The sequence below is a fragment of the Arthrobacter sp. H20 genome, from assembly GCF_000520515.1.
Classification (GTDB): domain Bacteria; phylum Actinomycetota; class Actinomycetes; order Actinomycetales; family Micrococcaceae; genus Arthrobacter_D.
The window spans coordinates 1-15,086 of the sequence record NZ_KI914744.1 but is presented as its reverse complement, the minus strand read 5'-3'; the positions used below and the strand labels follow the sequence as shown (position 1 = coordinate 15,086).

The 15,086-nt window shown below is 63.2% G+C and carries 15 protein-coding genes; 5 read left to right on the top strand and 10 right to left on the bottom strand.

Annotated elements, in window-relative coordinates:
- Positions 1 to 316 precede the first annotated feature (316 nt).
- Positions 317 to 1,327 carry an isopenicillin N synthase family dioxygenase gene (locus tag Y703_RS0113220; RefSeq protein ID WP_026553085.1) on the top strand — a complete coding sequence of 337 codons (1,011 nt, stop codon included), beginning with the start codon at positions 317 to 319 and terminating at the stop codon, positions 1,325 to 1,327.
- A 56-nt stretch (positions 1,328 to 1,383) separates the two neighbouring features.
- Here Y703_RS0113220 and arfB read toward each other — a convergent pair whose 3' ends face one another.
- Genes arfB through Y703_RS0113200 form a run of 4 tightly spaced genes read right to left on the bottom strand, consistent with a single transcriptional unit; the run spans position 1,384 to position 3,896 of the window.
- Positions 1,384 to 1,806: an alternative ribosome rescue aminoacyl-tRNA hydrolase ArfB gene (gene arfB, locus Y703_RS0113215; protein ID WP_026553084.1), complete on the bottom strand. Its 423-nt coding sequence runs from the start codon at positions 1,804 to 1,806 to the stop codon at positions 1,384 to 1,386.
- 45 nt (positions 1,807 to 1,851) lie between these two features.
- Entirely contained in the window at positions 1,852 to 2,619 is a 768-nt protein-coding gene (locus tag Y703_RS0113210; RefSeq protein WP_026553083.1) for an SCO1664 family protein, read from the bottom strand.
- Positions 2,619 to 3,179: a DUF3090 domain-containing protein gene (locus Y703_RS0113205; RefSeq protein ID WP_026553082.1), complete on the bottom strand. Its 561-nt coding sequence runs from the start codon at positions 3,177 to 3,179 to the stop codon at positions 2,619 to 2,621. The genes Y703_RS0113210 and Y703_RS0113205 overlap by 1 nt, the downstream gene beginning before the upstream one ends.
- A gap of 9 nt (positions 3,180 to 3,188) precedes the next feature.
- Positions 3,189 to 3,896 (bottom strand): MSMEG_4193 family putative phosphomutase, encoded by a 708-nt coding sequence (locus Y703_RS0113200; protein ID WP_026553081.1) that lies wholly within the window; start codon positions 3,894 to 3,896, stop codon positions 3,189 to 3,191.
- A 212-nt stretch (positions 3,897 to 4,108) separates the two neighbouring features.
- Between Y703_RS0113200 and Y703_RS0113195 the strand changes: the two genes are divergently transcribed.
- The gene (locus Y703_RS0113195; RefSeq protein ID WP_026553080.1) at positions 4,109 to 4,411 is read left to right on the top strand and encodes a DUF4193 domain-containing protein; all 303 of its coding nucleotides are present in this window, start codon (positions 4,109 to 4,111) and stop codon (positions 4,409 to 4,411) included.
- 24 nt (positions 4,412 to 4,435) lie between these two features.
- On the opposite strand, the gene Y703_RS0113190 is transcribed toward Y703_RS0113195, so the two are convergent.
- The 4 genes from Y703_RS0113190 to Y703_RS0113175 are packed head-to-tail and all read right to left on the bottom strand — an operon-like array spanning position 4,436 to position 9,277.
- Positions 4,436 to 5,674, bottom strand: a complete 1,239-nt coding sequence (locus tag Y703_RS0113190; protein WP_051427582.1) for a kynureninase — start codon at positions 5,672 to 5,674, stop codon at positions 4,436 to 4,438.
- Positions 5,675 to 5,697: 23 nt separating this feature from the next.
- Positions 5,698 to 6,618, bottom strand: a complete 921-nt coding sequence (locus Y703_RS0113185; protein WP_026553078.1) for a MaoC family dehydratase — start codon at positions 6,616 to 6,618, stop codon at positions 5,698 to 5,700.
- Positions 6,615 to 7,949 carry a 3-oxoacyl-ACP reductase gene (locus tag Y703_RS0113180; RefSeq protein WP_026553077.1) on the bottom strand — a complete coding sequence of 445 codons (1,335 nt, stop codon included), beginning with the start codon at positions 7,947 to 7,949 and terminating at the stop codon, positions 6,615 to 6,617. The genes Y703_RS0113185 and Y703_RS0113180 overlap by 4 nt, the downstream gene beginning before the upstream one ends.
- Positions 7,946 to 9,277: an acetyl-CoA C-acetyltransferase gene (locus Y703_RS0113175; protein ID WP_026553076.1), complete on the bottom strand. Its 1,332-nt coding sequence runs from the start codon at positions 9,275 to 9,277 to the stop codon at positions 7,946 to 7,948. The genes Y703_RS0113180 and Y703_RS0113175 overlap by 4 nt, the downstream gene beginning before the upstream one ends.
- 65 nt (positions 9,278 to 9,342) lie before the next feature.
- On the opposite strand from Y703_RS0113175, the gene Y703_RS0113170 reads away from it, so the two are divergent.
- Both Y703_RS0113170 and Y703_RS0113165 read left to right on the top strand, forming a co-directional pair.
- Positions 9,343 to 10,083, top strand: coding sequence for a TetR/AcrR family transcriptional regulator (locus tag Y703_RS0113170; protein WP_343212906.1), 741 nt, complete (start codon positions 9,343 to 9,345; stop codon positions 10,081 to 10,083).
- On the top strand, positions 10,080 to 12,170 hold the full coding sequence (locus Y703_RS0113165; RefSeq protein WP_026553074.1) for an acyl-CoA dehydrogenase family protein: 2,091 nt from the start codon (positions 10,080 to 10,082) through the stop codon (positions 12,168 to 12,170). The genes Y703_RS0113170 and Y703_RS0113165 overlap by 4 nt, the downstream gene beginning before the upstream one ends.
- A gap of 9 nt (positions 12,171 to 12,179) precedes the next feature.
- Here Y703_RS0113165 and Y703_RS0113160 read toward each other — a convergent pair whose 3' ends face one another.
- Both Y703_RS0113160 and glgA read right to left on the bottom strand, forming a co-directional pair.
- On the bottom strand, positions 12,180 to 12,392 hold the full coding sequence (locus tag Y703_RS0113160) for a hypothetical protein (protein ID WP_026553073.1): 213 nt from the start codon (positions 12,390 to 12,392) through the stop codon (positions 12,180 to 12,182).
- 53 nt (positions 12,393 to 12,445) lie between these two features.
- Positions 12,446 to 13,645 (bottom strand): glycogen synthase, encoded by a 1,200-nt coding sequence (gene glgA / locus Y703_RS0113155; RefSeq protein WP_035765154.1) that lies wholly within the window; start codon positions 13,643 to 13,645, stop codon positions 12,446 to 12,448.
- A gap of 97 nt (positions 13,646 to 13,742) precedes the next feature.
- Here glgA and glgC point away from each other — a divergent pair, with 97 nt between their 5' ends.
- Positions 13,743 to 14,981 carry a glucose-1-phosphate adenylyltransferase gene (glgC, locus tag Y703_RS0113150; protein WP_035765151.1) on the top strand — a complete coding sequence of 413 codons (1,239 nt, stop codon included), beginning with the start codon at positions 13,743 to 13,745 and terminating at the stop codon, positions 14,979 to 14,981.
- The last annotated feature ends 105 nt before the right edge of the window (positions 14,982 to 15,086 follow it).

Here is a 15,086-nt window from a genome sequence, read left to right as displayed (position 1 = left end):
CCCCCCCCAGAGTGAAGACGAACCACATCGGAGTCCCCCTCCGATGCTTACGGGCCATCAAACGTCCATACGAACCAGCCCGACCTTCCCAACGCTAGAACCAACACCCACCCAGCAGTAGGGCACTAAGTCCCGGTCACCGAAAAATACAACACCGATAACTGCCTCATTCGTCAACCATGCGGGATGGGTGGCCCCGCGCCGTCCGCGAGGACATAATTCGCAACGTGGGAGTCCGATGCCTCGGCCCGGGTCGTAACGTTGAAGCGGATACGGACCCCGGTTTCCAAAATTCGCTGAAAAGGACTATAAGATTTTGTCACTCGAATCGTTGCCCGTCTTGGACTATTCTCAGTTGAGCGCAGGGCCGGAGGATGCGTCGCAATTTCGGGACGATCTTCGCAATGCCATGCACGACGTCGGATTCCTTTACTTGGCTGGCCATGGCATCCCGCAGGACCTCATCAATGCCATGTTCGCTGCCTCCCGGAGCTTCTTCGAATTGCCTGAGGAACAAAAACTTGAGGTGGAGAACATTCACAGTCCCCAGTTTCGCGGCTACACCCGGATGGGTGCTGAACTAACCGATCGGGCGGTCGACTGGCGCGAGCAGATCGACATTGGCGCCGAGCGCGACCCTGTGGCGCCGGGCGCAGGCTCTGCTGACTACTGGCGGCTCGAAGGACCCAACCTGTGGCCGGCTGCATTGCCCGACATGCGGGAGATTGTCTCCGAATGGACACAGCGCCTGAGCGCCATCTCCCTCGACCTGTTGCGGGCGCTTGCCGTCTCCCTCGGCGCGCCCGAGGATAGTTTCGATGACGCCTTTGGATCCCGGGCCTTCCCGATGCTCAAAATCGTGCGCTACCCGGGGGAATCGGACCACGAGCCCAAACAAGGCGTCGGATCCCACCGCGACGGCGGCGTATTGACGCTGCTCCTCGTCGAACCCGGAAAGGGCGGCCTCCAGGTCGACTACCAAGGGAAGTGGCTTGACGCTCCCCAAATTCCGGGAGCATTTGTTGTTAATATCGGCGAGATGCTCGAACTGGCCACGAACGGCTACCTGAAGGCGACACTTCACCGTGTCATCTCACCGGTCCGGGGCACCGACAGAATTTCTCTGCCCTTCTTCTATAACCCGGCGCTGGATGCGACCATACCCGGGCTGAGCATGAGCCCAGGGTTTCAGGCCAAAGCACGCGGCCTGTCGGTTGATCCGACCGACAGCCCGATCCTTGAGACCTACGGCGACAACGCCCTCCGCTACCGGCTCCGCGCCCACCCAAACGTTGCAGCACTGCACCACACGGACCTCATGACATAGCGAAGACGGCAACTGGCGCCCCGGTGGCAGGTCCGTTCGGCCCGACCTCTATGATGCTAATCGACCGACGGGCGCTGTCGGTTGCGTTTCGTGGCAGAGCGCTGCTGCTTGGCGGCGAGGTGCCGCCGTGCGGAGCCCCGCGTGGGCTTGGTAGCGCGGCGTTGCTGAGGGCCGGAGGACAGACCCGCAGTCACCAGATCGGCGAGCTTGCGCAACGCCGTTTCGCGATTGCGCAGCTGGGAACGCTGCTCGGAGGCGGCGACTGTGATGGTGCCGGCAACTAGGCGGCGATCTAGTCGGGTAAGCAGCAGCTTTCGCTGGTTGTCGGAGAGCACTGTCGAATCGGCGACACTCCAGAAAACCTCAACGCGGCTGTCGGAGGTATTCACGTGTTGCCCGCCCGGGCCTGACGATCTGGAGAATCGCCAGCCGAGTTCGCGCTCCGGAATGATCAGTTCCGTTGACACCTCAAGATCCATGCCTTAAGCGTGACACAACCCACGAGGCTTGCGGGCGCAATTCGGCTAGAACAGCGGCCAGGGCACCGCCGACATCTCACCGCTCGGAGCGGGAAACCGCCCTGCAGAGCGCAACTGGGCGCAGCGGGCGGCGAGCGAAGTGACTTCTTCGGCGCTGAGCAGGTCCGCCAGGTTACTCCCCAGCTCACCCTCCAGCCCCGAGTTGACCCGGTCTATGCCGTCGAGTTCGTCGTCGGTCAGGGCGTCGCCCAACCAACCCCACAGGACCGTACGCAGCTTATTTTCGCTGTGAAAGGTAAGCCCATGGTCCACTCCATGCCGGCGTCCGTCGCGCATCGCAAGAATGTGGTCACCCTTACGGTCAGCATTGTTGACGACCACGTCGAAAACGGCCATGCGTCGCAGCGCTGGCGAGTCTTCGTGGATGAGGGTGACCCTCTGTTCGTTCTCGTCTCTACCCTGCAAAACGTGTTTCCAGCCGGTCTCGGGCACCTGGTCCGTCGCAACCAGGTCGACGGCGTTCTGGACGGGGTCCTGATTCTGCCAGAGCTGCACCATCCCCTCACCCATCGGACCATCGCGCAGCCAGGTGTGTGGCACTACGTTCCAGCCGAGGGCCTGAGAGACCAAATAGGCAGCCACCTCCCGGTGCGCCAGGGTGCCGTCGGGAAAATCCCACAGTGGGTTCTCCCCAGCGATCGGCTTGTAGACGACCACCGCGCCGTCGATGCTCCCCACGAAGGTAGCGTTTGACGCCGTCGTGATGCGGCCGGTGAGCGTCAATTCCGAGGCCGCGAGGTCAGGCGCCGGCATCAGGCCTCGGGAAGGGTACAGGTGTGCCCGCCAACGTCAACTGGGTAGCCGCAGAGCGGGCACGTTGGGCGTCCGGCCCCCACTACCTCACGGGTGCGCATGGCGAATGCGCGGGCGGCACCAACCGGCATTCGCACCCGCAGCATTTCAGGCACGTCAACCTCATCAACATCAGGAGACCCATCGTTATCGCTACCATCGGGATCGACATCGGTCATCGGGTAGGCCTCGATGACCAGCTGCACAGTCGATGGGTCCCAACCCAGGCTCATGGCGCCGGTCCGAAACTGCTCCTCAACGGGTTCCAGCTGGTCATTGTCGACAAGTTCAATGGGAGTGCTCGTGGGAACGCTGAAGGGGTTGCCCTCAAGGATGATGAGTTGATCAAGAATCTCGTCGATCTTCTCGGCGAGCTGGGCCGACTGCTGCTTCTCCATCGCAATGCTCACTATCTGCTTCCCCGCGCGCACCTGAAGATAGAACGTACGCTCCCCTGGAACGCCTATGGTGCCAACGACGACTCGGTCAGGCCAGGTGAACTCATGAACTTTTGTAGGCATAGAACTATTTTAGGCGATTGGGGTTCGTGGCGCCTGCTGCCCTGCGCCGCCACCCACTGGCGCGTCGCCCGAGATGGAGCTATTCGACAACCACGATAGGTCCCCCCCGTCGGTGTTGGTGGCGTAGACGCTCGGCCGACCAGTGCCGTACCGCACTATCGATACGGAGGAGGGGCCCACATTGATGCGCTGGAACAGGTCCAGATGCATGCCCAGAGCGTCGGCGAGGATCGATTTGATGATGTCACCATGACTTACCGCAACCCACACGGCCCCTGGCCCGTGCTCGGCTTCGAAGGCTGCATCGTGGCCTCGGATAGCTGCCACCGACCGTGCCTGCATTGCCGCCATGGATTCGCCGTCGGGAAAGGTGACGGCCGACGGTTGCGACTGCACCACCGACCACAAATCCTCGGTCGCGAGGTCACTCAGCATGCGACCCTGCCACTGGCCGTAATCGCACTCGGTGAGATTGGGATCGACAAGCGATGGCGGAGTGCCGGGCTGGCGATCGAGGATTAGCTGGGCGGTCTGCTGACAACGCTCCAGGGGGCTCGACACCACGCCGACGACGGGCACTGCCGCGAGCCGGTCACCGGTCAGGGCCGCCTGGTCCCACCCGATCTGGTCAAGGCTGACGCCGACGGCCCGCCCGGCCAGCAGCCCGGAGGCATTCGCTGTGGTGCGGCCGTGCCGCACGAGAATAACTGTCGCCATGCACCCACCCTAGCCACCGACTCGACGGCGGTGAAACTGAGCACTCCCTGCCCGGTCAGACAAGTGATCTAGGTCGCGTACTGACTCGTCATCTCCCGACATTCAGGGAACTTAATGAGCCTTCCACACGCTATTAGCGTAAGCCGGCCAATGAAAGCTGATGTTCCCTGTATTCTGGTCGATCACACAACAAGAGGAGAAGCAACGCCAGCATGGCAACTGACTACGACGAACCACGCGTCAGGCCTGAAGACCAGCCTGTCAACGAGTCGCTTGAGGCGATCCAGGCTCAGCGCAGCGCCACCACCCAGTCTTCAACGATCGACACCGATGAAAGTGACACCGCCGAGGGCTTTGACCTGCCGGGTGCAGTTCTGGAGGAAGAACTCCTCATCTCAGTTATCCCGGAACGGGAGGACGAATTCACCTGCATGTCCTGTTTCCTGGTCAAGCACCGGACCCAGCTTGCCCGCGAGAAGAAGGGCGATAAGTACTGCGCCGAGTGTGAGGGCTAGTCCCAGTTCAGAATGGGCCCCGGCTCAGGGGCGGGGCAGGCTGTCGGCGATCCGCTGAATGCCGACGCAGGTCTCTTCAAACGACGTTGACAGGGGTGAGAGCCCCAACCGGATGCCCGACGGGTTGCGGTAGTCGGGGATGACTCCCTTCGCCCACAGCTCCGGCACCAGATCGCGAAACGCTTGATGATCGATGGTGATGTGGCTGCCGCGCCGTTCTGGGTCCCGGGGAGAGGTGACGACGACGCCTGACCCTGCCATCAGCTCGTCGACCGCCTCGATAGCGAAGGAGGTCAAAGCCACCGACTTCGTGCGGACAGCCTTCATTCCCACCTCGCCAAGCAGGCCCAGCATGTCCTGCATTGCCAGCATCCCAATGATCGGCGGCGTTCCTGAGATGATCCGCCGGATGCCAGCGGCCGGCTCGAAGTCTGATCCCATGCCAAACGGGTCGGCGCTTCCCAGCCAGCCCTGGATAGGCTGCCGGAAGTCTTCGAGATGCCGCTGCGCCACATAGGCCCAGGCAGGGGCGCCCGGGCCGCCGTTGAGGTACTTATAACTGCACCCGGTGGCGTAGTCAACGTTCCACTGATCGAGTTCAGCGGGCACCGACCCCACTGAGTGGCTCAGGTCCCACAGCACTAGCGCTCCGGCGTCGTGCACTACTTCGGTGATGGCCGGGACGTCCGCAAGATGCGCTGAACGGTACGCCACATGGCTGAGGACCACCAGTGCCGTTTGAGGCCCGACGGCGGCAGCGACGTCCGCTGCGGTGGCACCGCCGTCGTGCCGCAGATCGACCCAACGCAGCTGCAGGCCACGTTCGGCAGCGATTCCCTCCATGATGAAACGATCGGTGGGGAAATTGTCCCGGTCAATGACGATCTCAGTGCGCCCGGGCCGGGCGGCTATCGCCGCCCGCGCGAGCTTGTACAACAGCACACTCGTGGAGTCGGCAACAGTGCATTGACCTGCTGCCGCACCGAGAGCCACCCGCCCGATCAAATCCCCGACCTGCTCTGGTAGCTCCAACCAGCCCTCGTCCCACCCGCGGATGAGCCTGCCGGCCCACTGCTCGCGCACGAAGGCCTCAAGTCGCGCCAGGGTGTCGCTGAGGGGCCGGCCAAGTGAGTTACCGTCAAGATAGGCAACAATGTCGGGGTCGTCATGGCCCTCAAACCGCGACCGGTACCCGGCAAGGGGGTCCTCGGCGTCGAGGGCGCGGGCACGGGCACGGGCAAGCAGGGATAAGTTCTCGCTCATGCTCCCAGTTTAGGCCCGCCGTCTCATCTGAAAGGCCGGACCGGCAAACGCGTGACGCTGCCAGTGAAGTGCTCACGGCCTTTTCGTGCGTTCCAGCCAGTGATTATTGAACTGTGCCACACGCCGGCCTCGTCATGCGGCTCAATGGCGATTGACACCCGGGCGGGCAACAGCACTGGTGAACGGAAGTCGATGGTCCAGGCGAAGGACTCAACTCCCGCCGGAGTGCCCTCCTGCACCATGCGCGAGGCAAGATACATGCCGTGGGCGATAGTCCGTCTCATCCCGAGCGCTTTGGCGGTCAGCGCGTTGAGGTGAATTGGGTTGTAGTCCCCCGACACTGCCGCGTAGCTCCTCCCGGCACTGCCAGGAAGATCCCAGATAGCCGTCAGCGGGGGTGCCACAAAAGGCTCCCTGCCCTCTTTTGATTCGGTAGGTGTGCCAGTGATCCGTGCCCCTTTTGCGAGGTAGGTGGAGCGTCCTATCCACGCCACCTCCCCCTGTGCCGTGACCTCCGTGACCAGATCCACCTGTGTTCCAGCATGGTGCTGGCGCAGGTTTTCGGCCCAGGCGGACACGTCGAGGATCTCGGAAAAGTGGATCGCCCGCCGGTGCTCCACTGAATTCCGCAAGTGAATCATTCCCAGCAATGGCAGCGGAAAGTCCTTGCGGGCCATCACGCTCATCGCCACAGGAAACGCGATGGTGTGAACGAACCCGGACGGCAACAGGTCGTGGACCGGAGCGCCGATGAGCTGCTGGAAACGGGTGAGCTCACCGACCGAAGCCTTGATGCCTGACACGCTATGCCTGACGGCAGGGAGGTCCGCCGTTCCGGCGCCCTTGGTGCGCCGGCCCATCCGGGGCAGGGGGACACTGCCGATCAAGGCGCTGCGGTACAGCGACGGCAGGCTCGGGACCGAGTCAAGGACTACTTCACTCATGCGCCCACCAGTGACTGTCCGCAGACACGGAGTACTTCTCCGTTGATGCCCGCCGCGGCAGGCGACGCGAGGAACGCTATGGTCTCAGCGACGTCGCCTGGGAGTCCACCTTGCTGAAGACTGCTCAGCCGGCGGGCCACCTCCCGGGTGGCAAAGGGCATCTTCGCAGTCATCTCTGTCTCGATGAACCCTGGCGCGACGGCGTTGATGGTCCGGCCGGATCCTTCCAGGGCCAGACCGGTGCTGCGGACCATACCGATCACTCCAGCCTTGGACGCGGCGTAGTTCGACTGGCCGCGGTTGCCAGCAATGCCGCTGGTCGATGCGAGGCAGACGATCCGACCGGACCCGGCGAAGACGTCGGAGGCAAGCAGTGCCTCGTTGACCCGCAGTTGTGACGCAAGGTTCACCGCCAGCACCGATTCCCAGCGGGCTGCGTCCATGTTCGCCAGCAACTTGTCTCGGGTGATCCCGGCGTTGTGAACCAGAAGGTCAAGTGATCCGTGCCGATGCTGAACGTGGTCGAGGATCCTGGTCGTCGCGTCATCGGCGGTGATGTCCAGTTGCAAAGCTGTACCTCCCACCCGGTTGGCTACCTTGGCGAGCTGCTCCCCCGCGGCCGGGACGTCCACCACCACTACCGTGGCCCCGTCACGGCTCAGCACAGCAGCGATCTCTGCACCAATGCCGCGGGCCGCCCCGGTGACGACGGCGGTCTGGCCGGTTAAGGGGCGGTCCTCATTCTGAGCCTCGGCGGGCTCGGTGGCGCTGACGGTGATGAACTGCCCGTCGACAAAGGCACTCTTGCCGGAGAGCAGGAATCGGAGCGCCCCGCTGGCGGCCTGGACTGGCGCGTCGCTGCCGAGCAGGATGCCGTTGGCTGTCGCTCCGGCACGTAGTTCACGACCGATTGACCTCACGATCCCATCGATGCCCTGCCGGGCGGCGGCCTCGGCAGGGTTGGTGCACCCGACAGCTGGACGTGACACAGTAACAATCCGGCCGCCACGCGCTAATTGTCGCAACGCCTGACCGAGTTCGAGGATCGGTGCGGCCAACTGCCCGGGATCGGTAACGCTTTCCAGCACCACGACAATTGCGCCGAGGCGTTCGCCGGGGCGGGCGTGACGGCGGACATCCTGGTTCCACTCGAGTAAGAGGGTGGCCAGGGTGTCTGCCGCTGCTGACGATCCAAGGACAAGCAGTGGACCAGGTACCAGTGGCGCGCCAGGGCTGTGCCGGCGCAGCACTGCCGGTCGTGGGAGGCCAAGGCGCTTGGCGAGGTTTCCGGCTGGACCGGAGTTGACGAGGTTCAGATAGTTATCAGTCACTGTTCGCGGGCCTCCAGAATGGCGACGACGCCCTGGCCGCCGGCGGCGCACACGGAGATCAGGCCCCGGCCGGACCCTTTCTCTGCAAGAGCCTTTGCCAGTGCTGCGACGATCCTGCCGCCGGTCGCCGCGAACGGGTGTCCTGCAGCGAGGGACGAGCCATTGACGTTGAGTTTGCTGCGATCCACGGTGCCGAGCGCGCCGTCCAGGCCCAGTTTGTTCCTGCAGAAGTCTTCATTCTCCCAGGCAGCAAGCGAGCTAAGGACAGTACCGGCAAACGCTTCATGGATTTCGAAGAAATCGAAGTCGTCAAAGGTCAGCCCGTTGCGCGCCAGCATGCGGGGCATGGCGTAGACCGGAGCCATGAGGAGCCCTTCAGCGCCGTGCACAAAGTCAACGGCGGCGGCTTCGGCGTCGACAACGTTGGCCAGCATGGGCAGGGTGTTCCGGCGTGCGTAATCTTCGGACCCCAGCAGGACGGCGGCGGCGCCGTCGGTCAACGGTGTTGAGTTGCCGGCGGTCATGGTTGCACCGTCACCCAGGCTCTTGCCGAAGACTGGTTTGAGCTTGGCGAGCTTCTCCAGCGACGTGTCCGCCCGCAAGTTGGCGTCCTTGGTGACACCACGGTAGGGAGTGACGAGGTCCGAGAAGAAGCCTCGCTCGTAGGCCCCAGCGAGATTGTGGTGACTGTTGAAGGCGAGCTCGTCCTGGGCCTCGCGGGTGATCTTCCACTGGCTGGTGGTGATGGCTTGGTGCTCGCCCATGGAGAGCCCGGTCCGTGGCTCGCCGGTGGTTGGCGCGTTGGGTGCAAGATCCTTGGGCCTCAGGCGGCTGAGCACTGAGAGCTTCTGTGGGGTGGTTTTGGCGCGCGACAGGTCGAGGAGAATTCGGCGTAGGCCCTCGCTCACAGCTATTGGCGCATCGGACGCCGAGTCGACTCCGCCAGCGATAGCCGATTCGATCTGGCCAAGCTTGATCTTGTTGGCCAGGCCGATCACTGTCTCCAGGCCGGTGGCACACGCCTGCTGAACGTCATAGGCGGGGGTATCGGCAGCCAGAGCAGACCCGAGCACTGCCTCACGGGTCAGATTGAAGTCGCGTGAGTGCTTCAGAACAGCGCCTGCCGCAACTTCACCGATCCGCTCTCCCTGCAAACCGAACCGTGCGACCAGACCATCGAAAGCTGCCGTCAGCATGTCCTGATTCGACGAGTACGCATACGCGCCACCGGAACGCGCAAAAGGAATCCGGTTCCCGCCAATGACCACCGCGTTACGGGCGGATGTGGAGGGCTGCGCGTTGCGCTGCCCTGCTGCCTGGTCGACCATGCTGTGATTCTCCTTCACGAATGGGTGAGTTACCGATACCCAGCGTACCTGATACGCTCAGTATCGTGAACAAGCAAGACCCACAACCCAGATCACGAGCATCGTCCGTCGCGGCGACTGGTGATGGGCGTTCCAGTCGCTGGCAGGCACACCGTGACAAACGTCGCCGTGCGCTGGTGAAAACCGCGCGGAGAGCAGTCCAAACGCTGGGCTACAGCGCGTCGATGGAGGACATCGCCGCAGCGGCCGGGACCTCAAAATCCGTGTACTACCGCTATTTCGGCGACAAAGCCGGGTTGCAGCAGGCGATGGGTGAGGTGGTGATCGCGCAGATGCAGGACAAGGTGCTGGCAGCGGCGCGCCAAGCGGCCTCGCCGCGCGAGGGCCTCCACGCAATGGTTTCTGCGTACCTGCAGATGGCTCAGACCTCACCTAGTGTCTATGCGTTCGTCGCCCGACTGGGCGCCACTGACGCCCTCACGAACCCTGCTGATCCGCAGACATCTGAGCTGCTGAGTCACTTCTTCGAGGCTGTTACCGACATGCTGGCCAGTCCCATGAAGTCCTTCCTCGCCTCCGATCCCCTGGCGAAGCAAGGTGGGGGCCCGGCACTGAGGCTCTGGCCGCAAGCAGCCATCGGCATGGTCCGCGCTGCCGGAGAGCTGTGGCTCGCCACCCCGGAGGGCCCGGATAAACCCTCTGAAGCCCAGCTCAGCGCTCAACTCACCACTTGGCTTTTTGAAGGCATCATCGACCACGCACCATCACCCGAGAGCACCACTTCAGTTCTGGAGGACACCCCATGACACAGACAGCAACGCGACCCGAACTCAAAGTTCCGGCGACCGTCGCTATTACGGACGACGATCGCGCCGTCGTCGATGTCGAAACTCTGGGCGAGCTCCTCCTCGGCCGGTGGGCCGCAACCCGCCGGGTCGCCCGCGAATTGGCAGGACGCCCTGAGGTGCACCGGATCGAGGGCCAGTCCAACGCCGAGCACCGGAACCGCTGTTTTGACCAGCTGTACTACCTCGTCGACAATCAGGCAGTGCACCGCGCCTTTCCAACGGAGTTCGGCGGAAACGACGACCATGGAGCCAATATTGCTGGCTTTGAGGAGCTGGTGGTAGCTGATCCGTCACTGCAGATTAAGGCCGGCGTGCAGTGGGGCCTCTTCGGCAGCGCCGTGCTGCACCTGGGCACTGCGGAACATCACAGAGCCTGGATTCCCGGCATCATGAACATGGAGATTCCGGGATGCTTCGCGATGACTGAAACGGGCCATGGCTCCGACGTCGCAAGTATTGGCACTACAGCCGTCTACCAGCCGGACACCGATGAATTCGAGATCCATACCCCTTTCCGCGCTGCGTGGAAGGACTACATCGGGAATGCCGCCATCGACGGCCGCGCGGCGGTGCTGTTCGCCCAGCTCATCACGGGTGGGGTCAACCACGGTGTGCACGCCTTCTACGTCGAACTTCGCGATGCCGAAGGCAACTTCCTGCCGGGTATCGGCGGCGAGGATGATGGGCTGAAGGGCGGGCTGAACGGCATCGACAACGGGCGGCTCCACTTCAGCAAGGTGCGGATCCCCCGCACCAACCTGCTCAACCGCTACGGCGACGTCGATAGCGACGGCGCCTACACCTCGCCGATCGCCTCACCGGGCCGCCGCTTCTTCACCATGCTCGGCACTCTGGTCCAGGGGCGTGTGTCCCTCGACGGCGCCGCGGTGGCAGTCACCAAGCTCGCTCTGAAGACAGCAGTGCAGTACTCGGTGGAGCGCCGGCAGTTCAACGCGGGATCGGACCTCAAAGAGGAGGTGCTGCTCGATTACCAGCAGCACCAGCGCAGGCTCCTCCCCCGCATCGCCGCCACCTATGCGGCGTCGTTCGCCCACGAAGAGCTGTTGGAGAAGTTCGATGACGTGTTCTCCGGTGCTCACGACACCGACGAGGACCGGCAGGATCTGGAAACACTTGCGGCTGCACTCAAACCGTTGTCCACCTGGCATGCACTCGACACGCTGCAGGAATGCCGGGAAGCATGCGGCGGTGCTGGATTCCTGACCGAGAACCGGTTTACCTCCCTCCGCGCGGACATGGATGTTTACGCGACCTTCGAGGGCGACAACAATGTCCTGTTACAGCTCGTGGCGAAAAGGCTGCTCGCTGACTATGCCAAGGAGTTCAGTGGCGTCGACTTCGGTGTGCTGGCCCGCTACGTGGTCACCCAGCGGGCCGAGAAGACGTTGCACCGGTCGGGGCTGCGTCGCGTTGTCCAGACCGTGGTTGATGGCGGGTCCGAGCGAAAATCGGCCATCGCACTCCGAGACGAGCACACGCAACACGAATTGCTGTCCGACCGGGTTGAGGCAATGGTCACCGACCTGGCCGGCGAGCTGCGGGGTGTGCGGAAGCTGTCGCAGGAAGCAGCGGCCGCGAAGTTCAACGAGCACCAGCACGAGCTGATCGGAACGGCCAAGGCACATGCCGAGTTGCTGCAGTGGGAGGCCTTCACCGCGGCCATTCACCGCGTTGACGATGCTGGTACCAAGCAGGTTCTCACCTGGTTGCGGGACCTGTTTGGACTCTGCCTGATCGAACAGAACCTCGCCTGGTACCTGATGAATGGCCGGCTCTCCACCCAGCGCGCGCGGACCCTCTCGCCCTACATCAACCGTCTCCTAGCGAAGATCCGGCCGCACGCGGTGGATCTGGTCGATTCCTTCGGCTACGGTCCGGAACACCTGCGAGCCGAGATCGCGACGGGAGCGGAGAAGGAACGCCAGGAGGAGGCCATGGCCTACGCACGAAAGCAGCGGGCCAGCGGCACCTTCCCGATTGACGAGAAGACGGTCCTCGCTCGCAAGGCCAAGGCCAAGCGCTAAGTCCCAGGGCTAACTTTTCCGCGGGTCGTCATCCTCGTTCTCTTCATCGACTGGCGTAACGATGTGGCCCACATCCAGGGCCGGGTTTTCTGCAGACTCGTCCATGACCGCCTCATCCACTTCAGTTTCGTTCAGCTCAGGCACGTTCGCCTGATCGATGAGGTCGGGAGAATGCGCTGAGTCAGGAGAGTCAGTTGTCGCTGGGCTAGGGTTCTCGGTCACTGGTGGGTCCTCCGCTGGTAGATGGTGGTAAGCAACCTTACGATGGTTCGTGGCTACCTGTCGATCACCGAGCTGTAGACCTCCAGGGTGGATTCAGCAATGGAGTCCCAGGAGAAGTGCTCTTCTGCCCGACGGCGGCCGGCCTCGCCCATCCTGCGGGCCCGGTCCGGGTCTGCGACGAGCGAGTTCACTGCGGCCGCGAAGTCTTTGACAAACCGCTCGGGGTTCAGCGGGATCCCCGTCCCGTCGGTGACCTGCTCCAGCGGGACCAGGGTGCCGGTAACGCCGTCGTCCACCACCTCGGGGATGCCGCCGGTGGCGCTGGCCACCACTGCTGCCCCGCAGGCCATTGCCTCTAGGTTCACGATGCCCAGTGGCTCGTAAATTGAGGGGCAAGCGAAGACAGTTGCGGTGCTGAGCACCTGGCTGAGTTCCTTCCGGGGGAGCATCCTTTCGATGAGGATGACTGACCCGCGCTTGGCTTCCAGCTCAGCGATCAGCTCGGCGGTTTCGGCGGCCAGCGCGGGAGTATCGGCGGCGCCGAGGCAGAGAACCAGCTGCACTCCGGGCTCCAGCAGCGCTGCAGCCCGGAGCAGGTACGGCACGCCCTTCTGCCGGGTGTTGCGTCCCACGAACACCACGCTCGGGCGGTCCGGGTCGATCCCGAGTCTCCGGACGGCATCGGCGTCGGCGTCCCGTTCCCACAGGCTGACATCGATGCCGTTGTGCACTACCTTCACCTTGTCGGGGTCCACCTCTGGGTAACTGCGCAAAATATCAGCCCGCATTCCGTGGGAGACGGCGATGACCGCGGCCGCCGCATCGTAGGAGGTTCGCTCGGCCCAGGACGAGAGCGCGTATCCGCCGCCAAGTTGCTCAGCCTTCCACGGGCGCAATGGTTCGAGACTGTGGGCGCTCAGAACGTGCGGAATGCCGTGCAGGAGTGACGCGAGGTGGCCAGCCATATTGGCATACCAGGTGTGGGAGTGCACCAGGTCCGCCCCGGCCAGCCCATCGAGCATTGCCAGGTCGGTGCCGAATGTCTGCACCGCCGGGTTCGCCTGGTCAAGCTCGGCGGGCGCCTGATAGGCGCTCACGGTGGCCCCAAAATAGTCAGGATCGCGAGCAGCGCCGAAGCAGTGAACCCGCAAGTCAACCTGGCTGGCCAGCACTCGGCTCAGCTCAGCGACGTGAACGCCGGCGCCGCCGTAGATCTCGGGTGGGAACTCTTTTGTCACAATGTCTATACGCACGTTTCCAAACGTAGTGCAGCGCGGCGATCTCATCTAGTGTGAGTCAGTCAGCAGGTAACAACTCGATGAAGAGCGACAGCAGGGCAGGGGGCCACTTGTGGCATTGAAAAAGGTACTGGCGATTGTCCTGGCCGGGGGCGAGGGGAAGCGGCTGATGCCGTTGACCGCAGATCGGGCGAAGCCAGCGGTGCCGTTCGCAGGCATTTACCGGCTGATCGACTTCGCCCTGTCCAATCTGGTCAACTCGGGCTATCTCGAAATTGTGGTGCTCACCCAGTACAAGTCACACAGCCTCGACCGGCACATCTCCGAAACCTGGCGCATGTCCACACAGCTGCAGCAGTATGTGGCGTCGGTACCCGCGCAGCAGCGACGGGGCAAGAGCTGGTTTCTGGGCAGTGCCAACGCCATTTATCAGTCGCTGAACCTGATCCACGACGCGAACCCGGACATTGTGGTGGTCATCGGCGCCGACCACGTGTACCGGATGGACTTTGAGCAGATGGTCGCGGCCCACATCGCCAGCGGTGCCTCAGCCAGTGTCGCAGCGGTACGCCAGCCGATGAACCTGGTGGACCAGTTCGGAGTCATCCAGACCGATGGTTCCGGAAGAATTTCCGGGTTTGTCGAAAAGCCGGACAGCACCCCAGGCCTCCCGGACGACCCGAACAGCTTCCTGGCCTCCATGGGCAACTATGTCTTTACCGCCGACGCACTGGTCAGCGCCCTCGAAGCGGATGCCGCCCGGCTGAACACCCAACACGACATGGGCGGGGACATCATCCCCTATTTCGTTGAGCGCGGCGACGCTGCAGTCTACGATTTCACCGCCAATGACATTCCAGGCTCCACCGATCGGGACCGTCAGTATTGGCGCGATGTCGGAACCCTTGACTCGTACTACGACGCCAACATGGATCTGATCTCCCCCCTACCGTTGTTCAACCTGTACAACCTGCAGTGGCCGATCTACACGCGGCAGAGTGTCTCTCCCCCGCCGAAATTTGTTCGTAGTGCATCGGGCGGCTCGGGTGTGGCCCGTGATTCGATTGTCTCCAGCGGCGTGGTGGTCTCGGGCGGAGAGGTCCAGGGTTCCATTCTGGCCACTGATGTTTTCGTGGACGAGAGAGCGTCGATTACCGACTCGGTAGTCATGGACAAGGTATCGGTGGGTCCGGGAGCAGTGATCCGGCGCGCCATCATCGACAAGAACGTCAGGGTGCCAGCTGGCGCCACAATTGGCGTGGACCGGGAACTGGACCTCAGCCGGGGCTACACAGTCACCGAGTCGGGACTCACCATTCTCAGCAAGGGCCAGATGGTCCTCCCCGGCTGAACCTGCCCGGGACGATTAATCCTGCGGCTCTGTCCTGCCGTTCTGTCCCACGGGGCCCTCGCAGTCCTTTAGAACGGGGGTGGTTGGGGCACGGTGGTGTAGGTT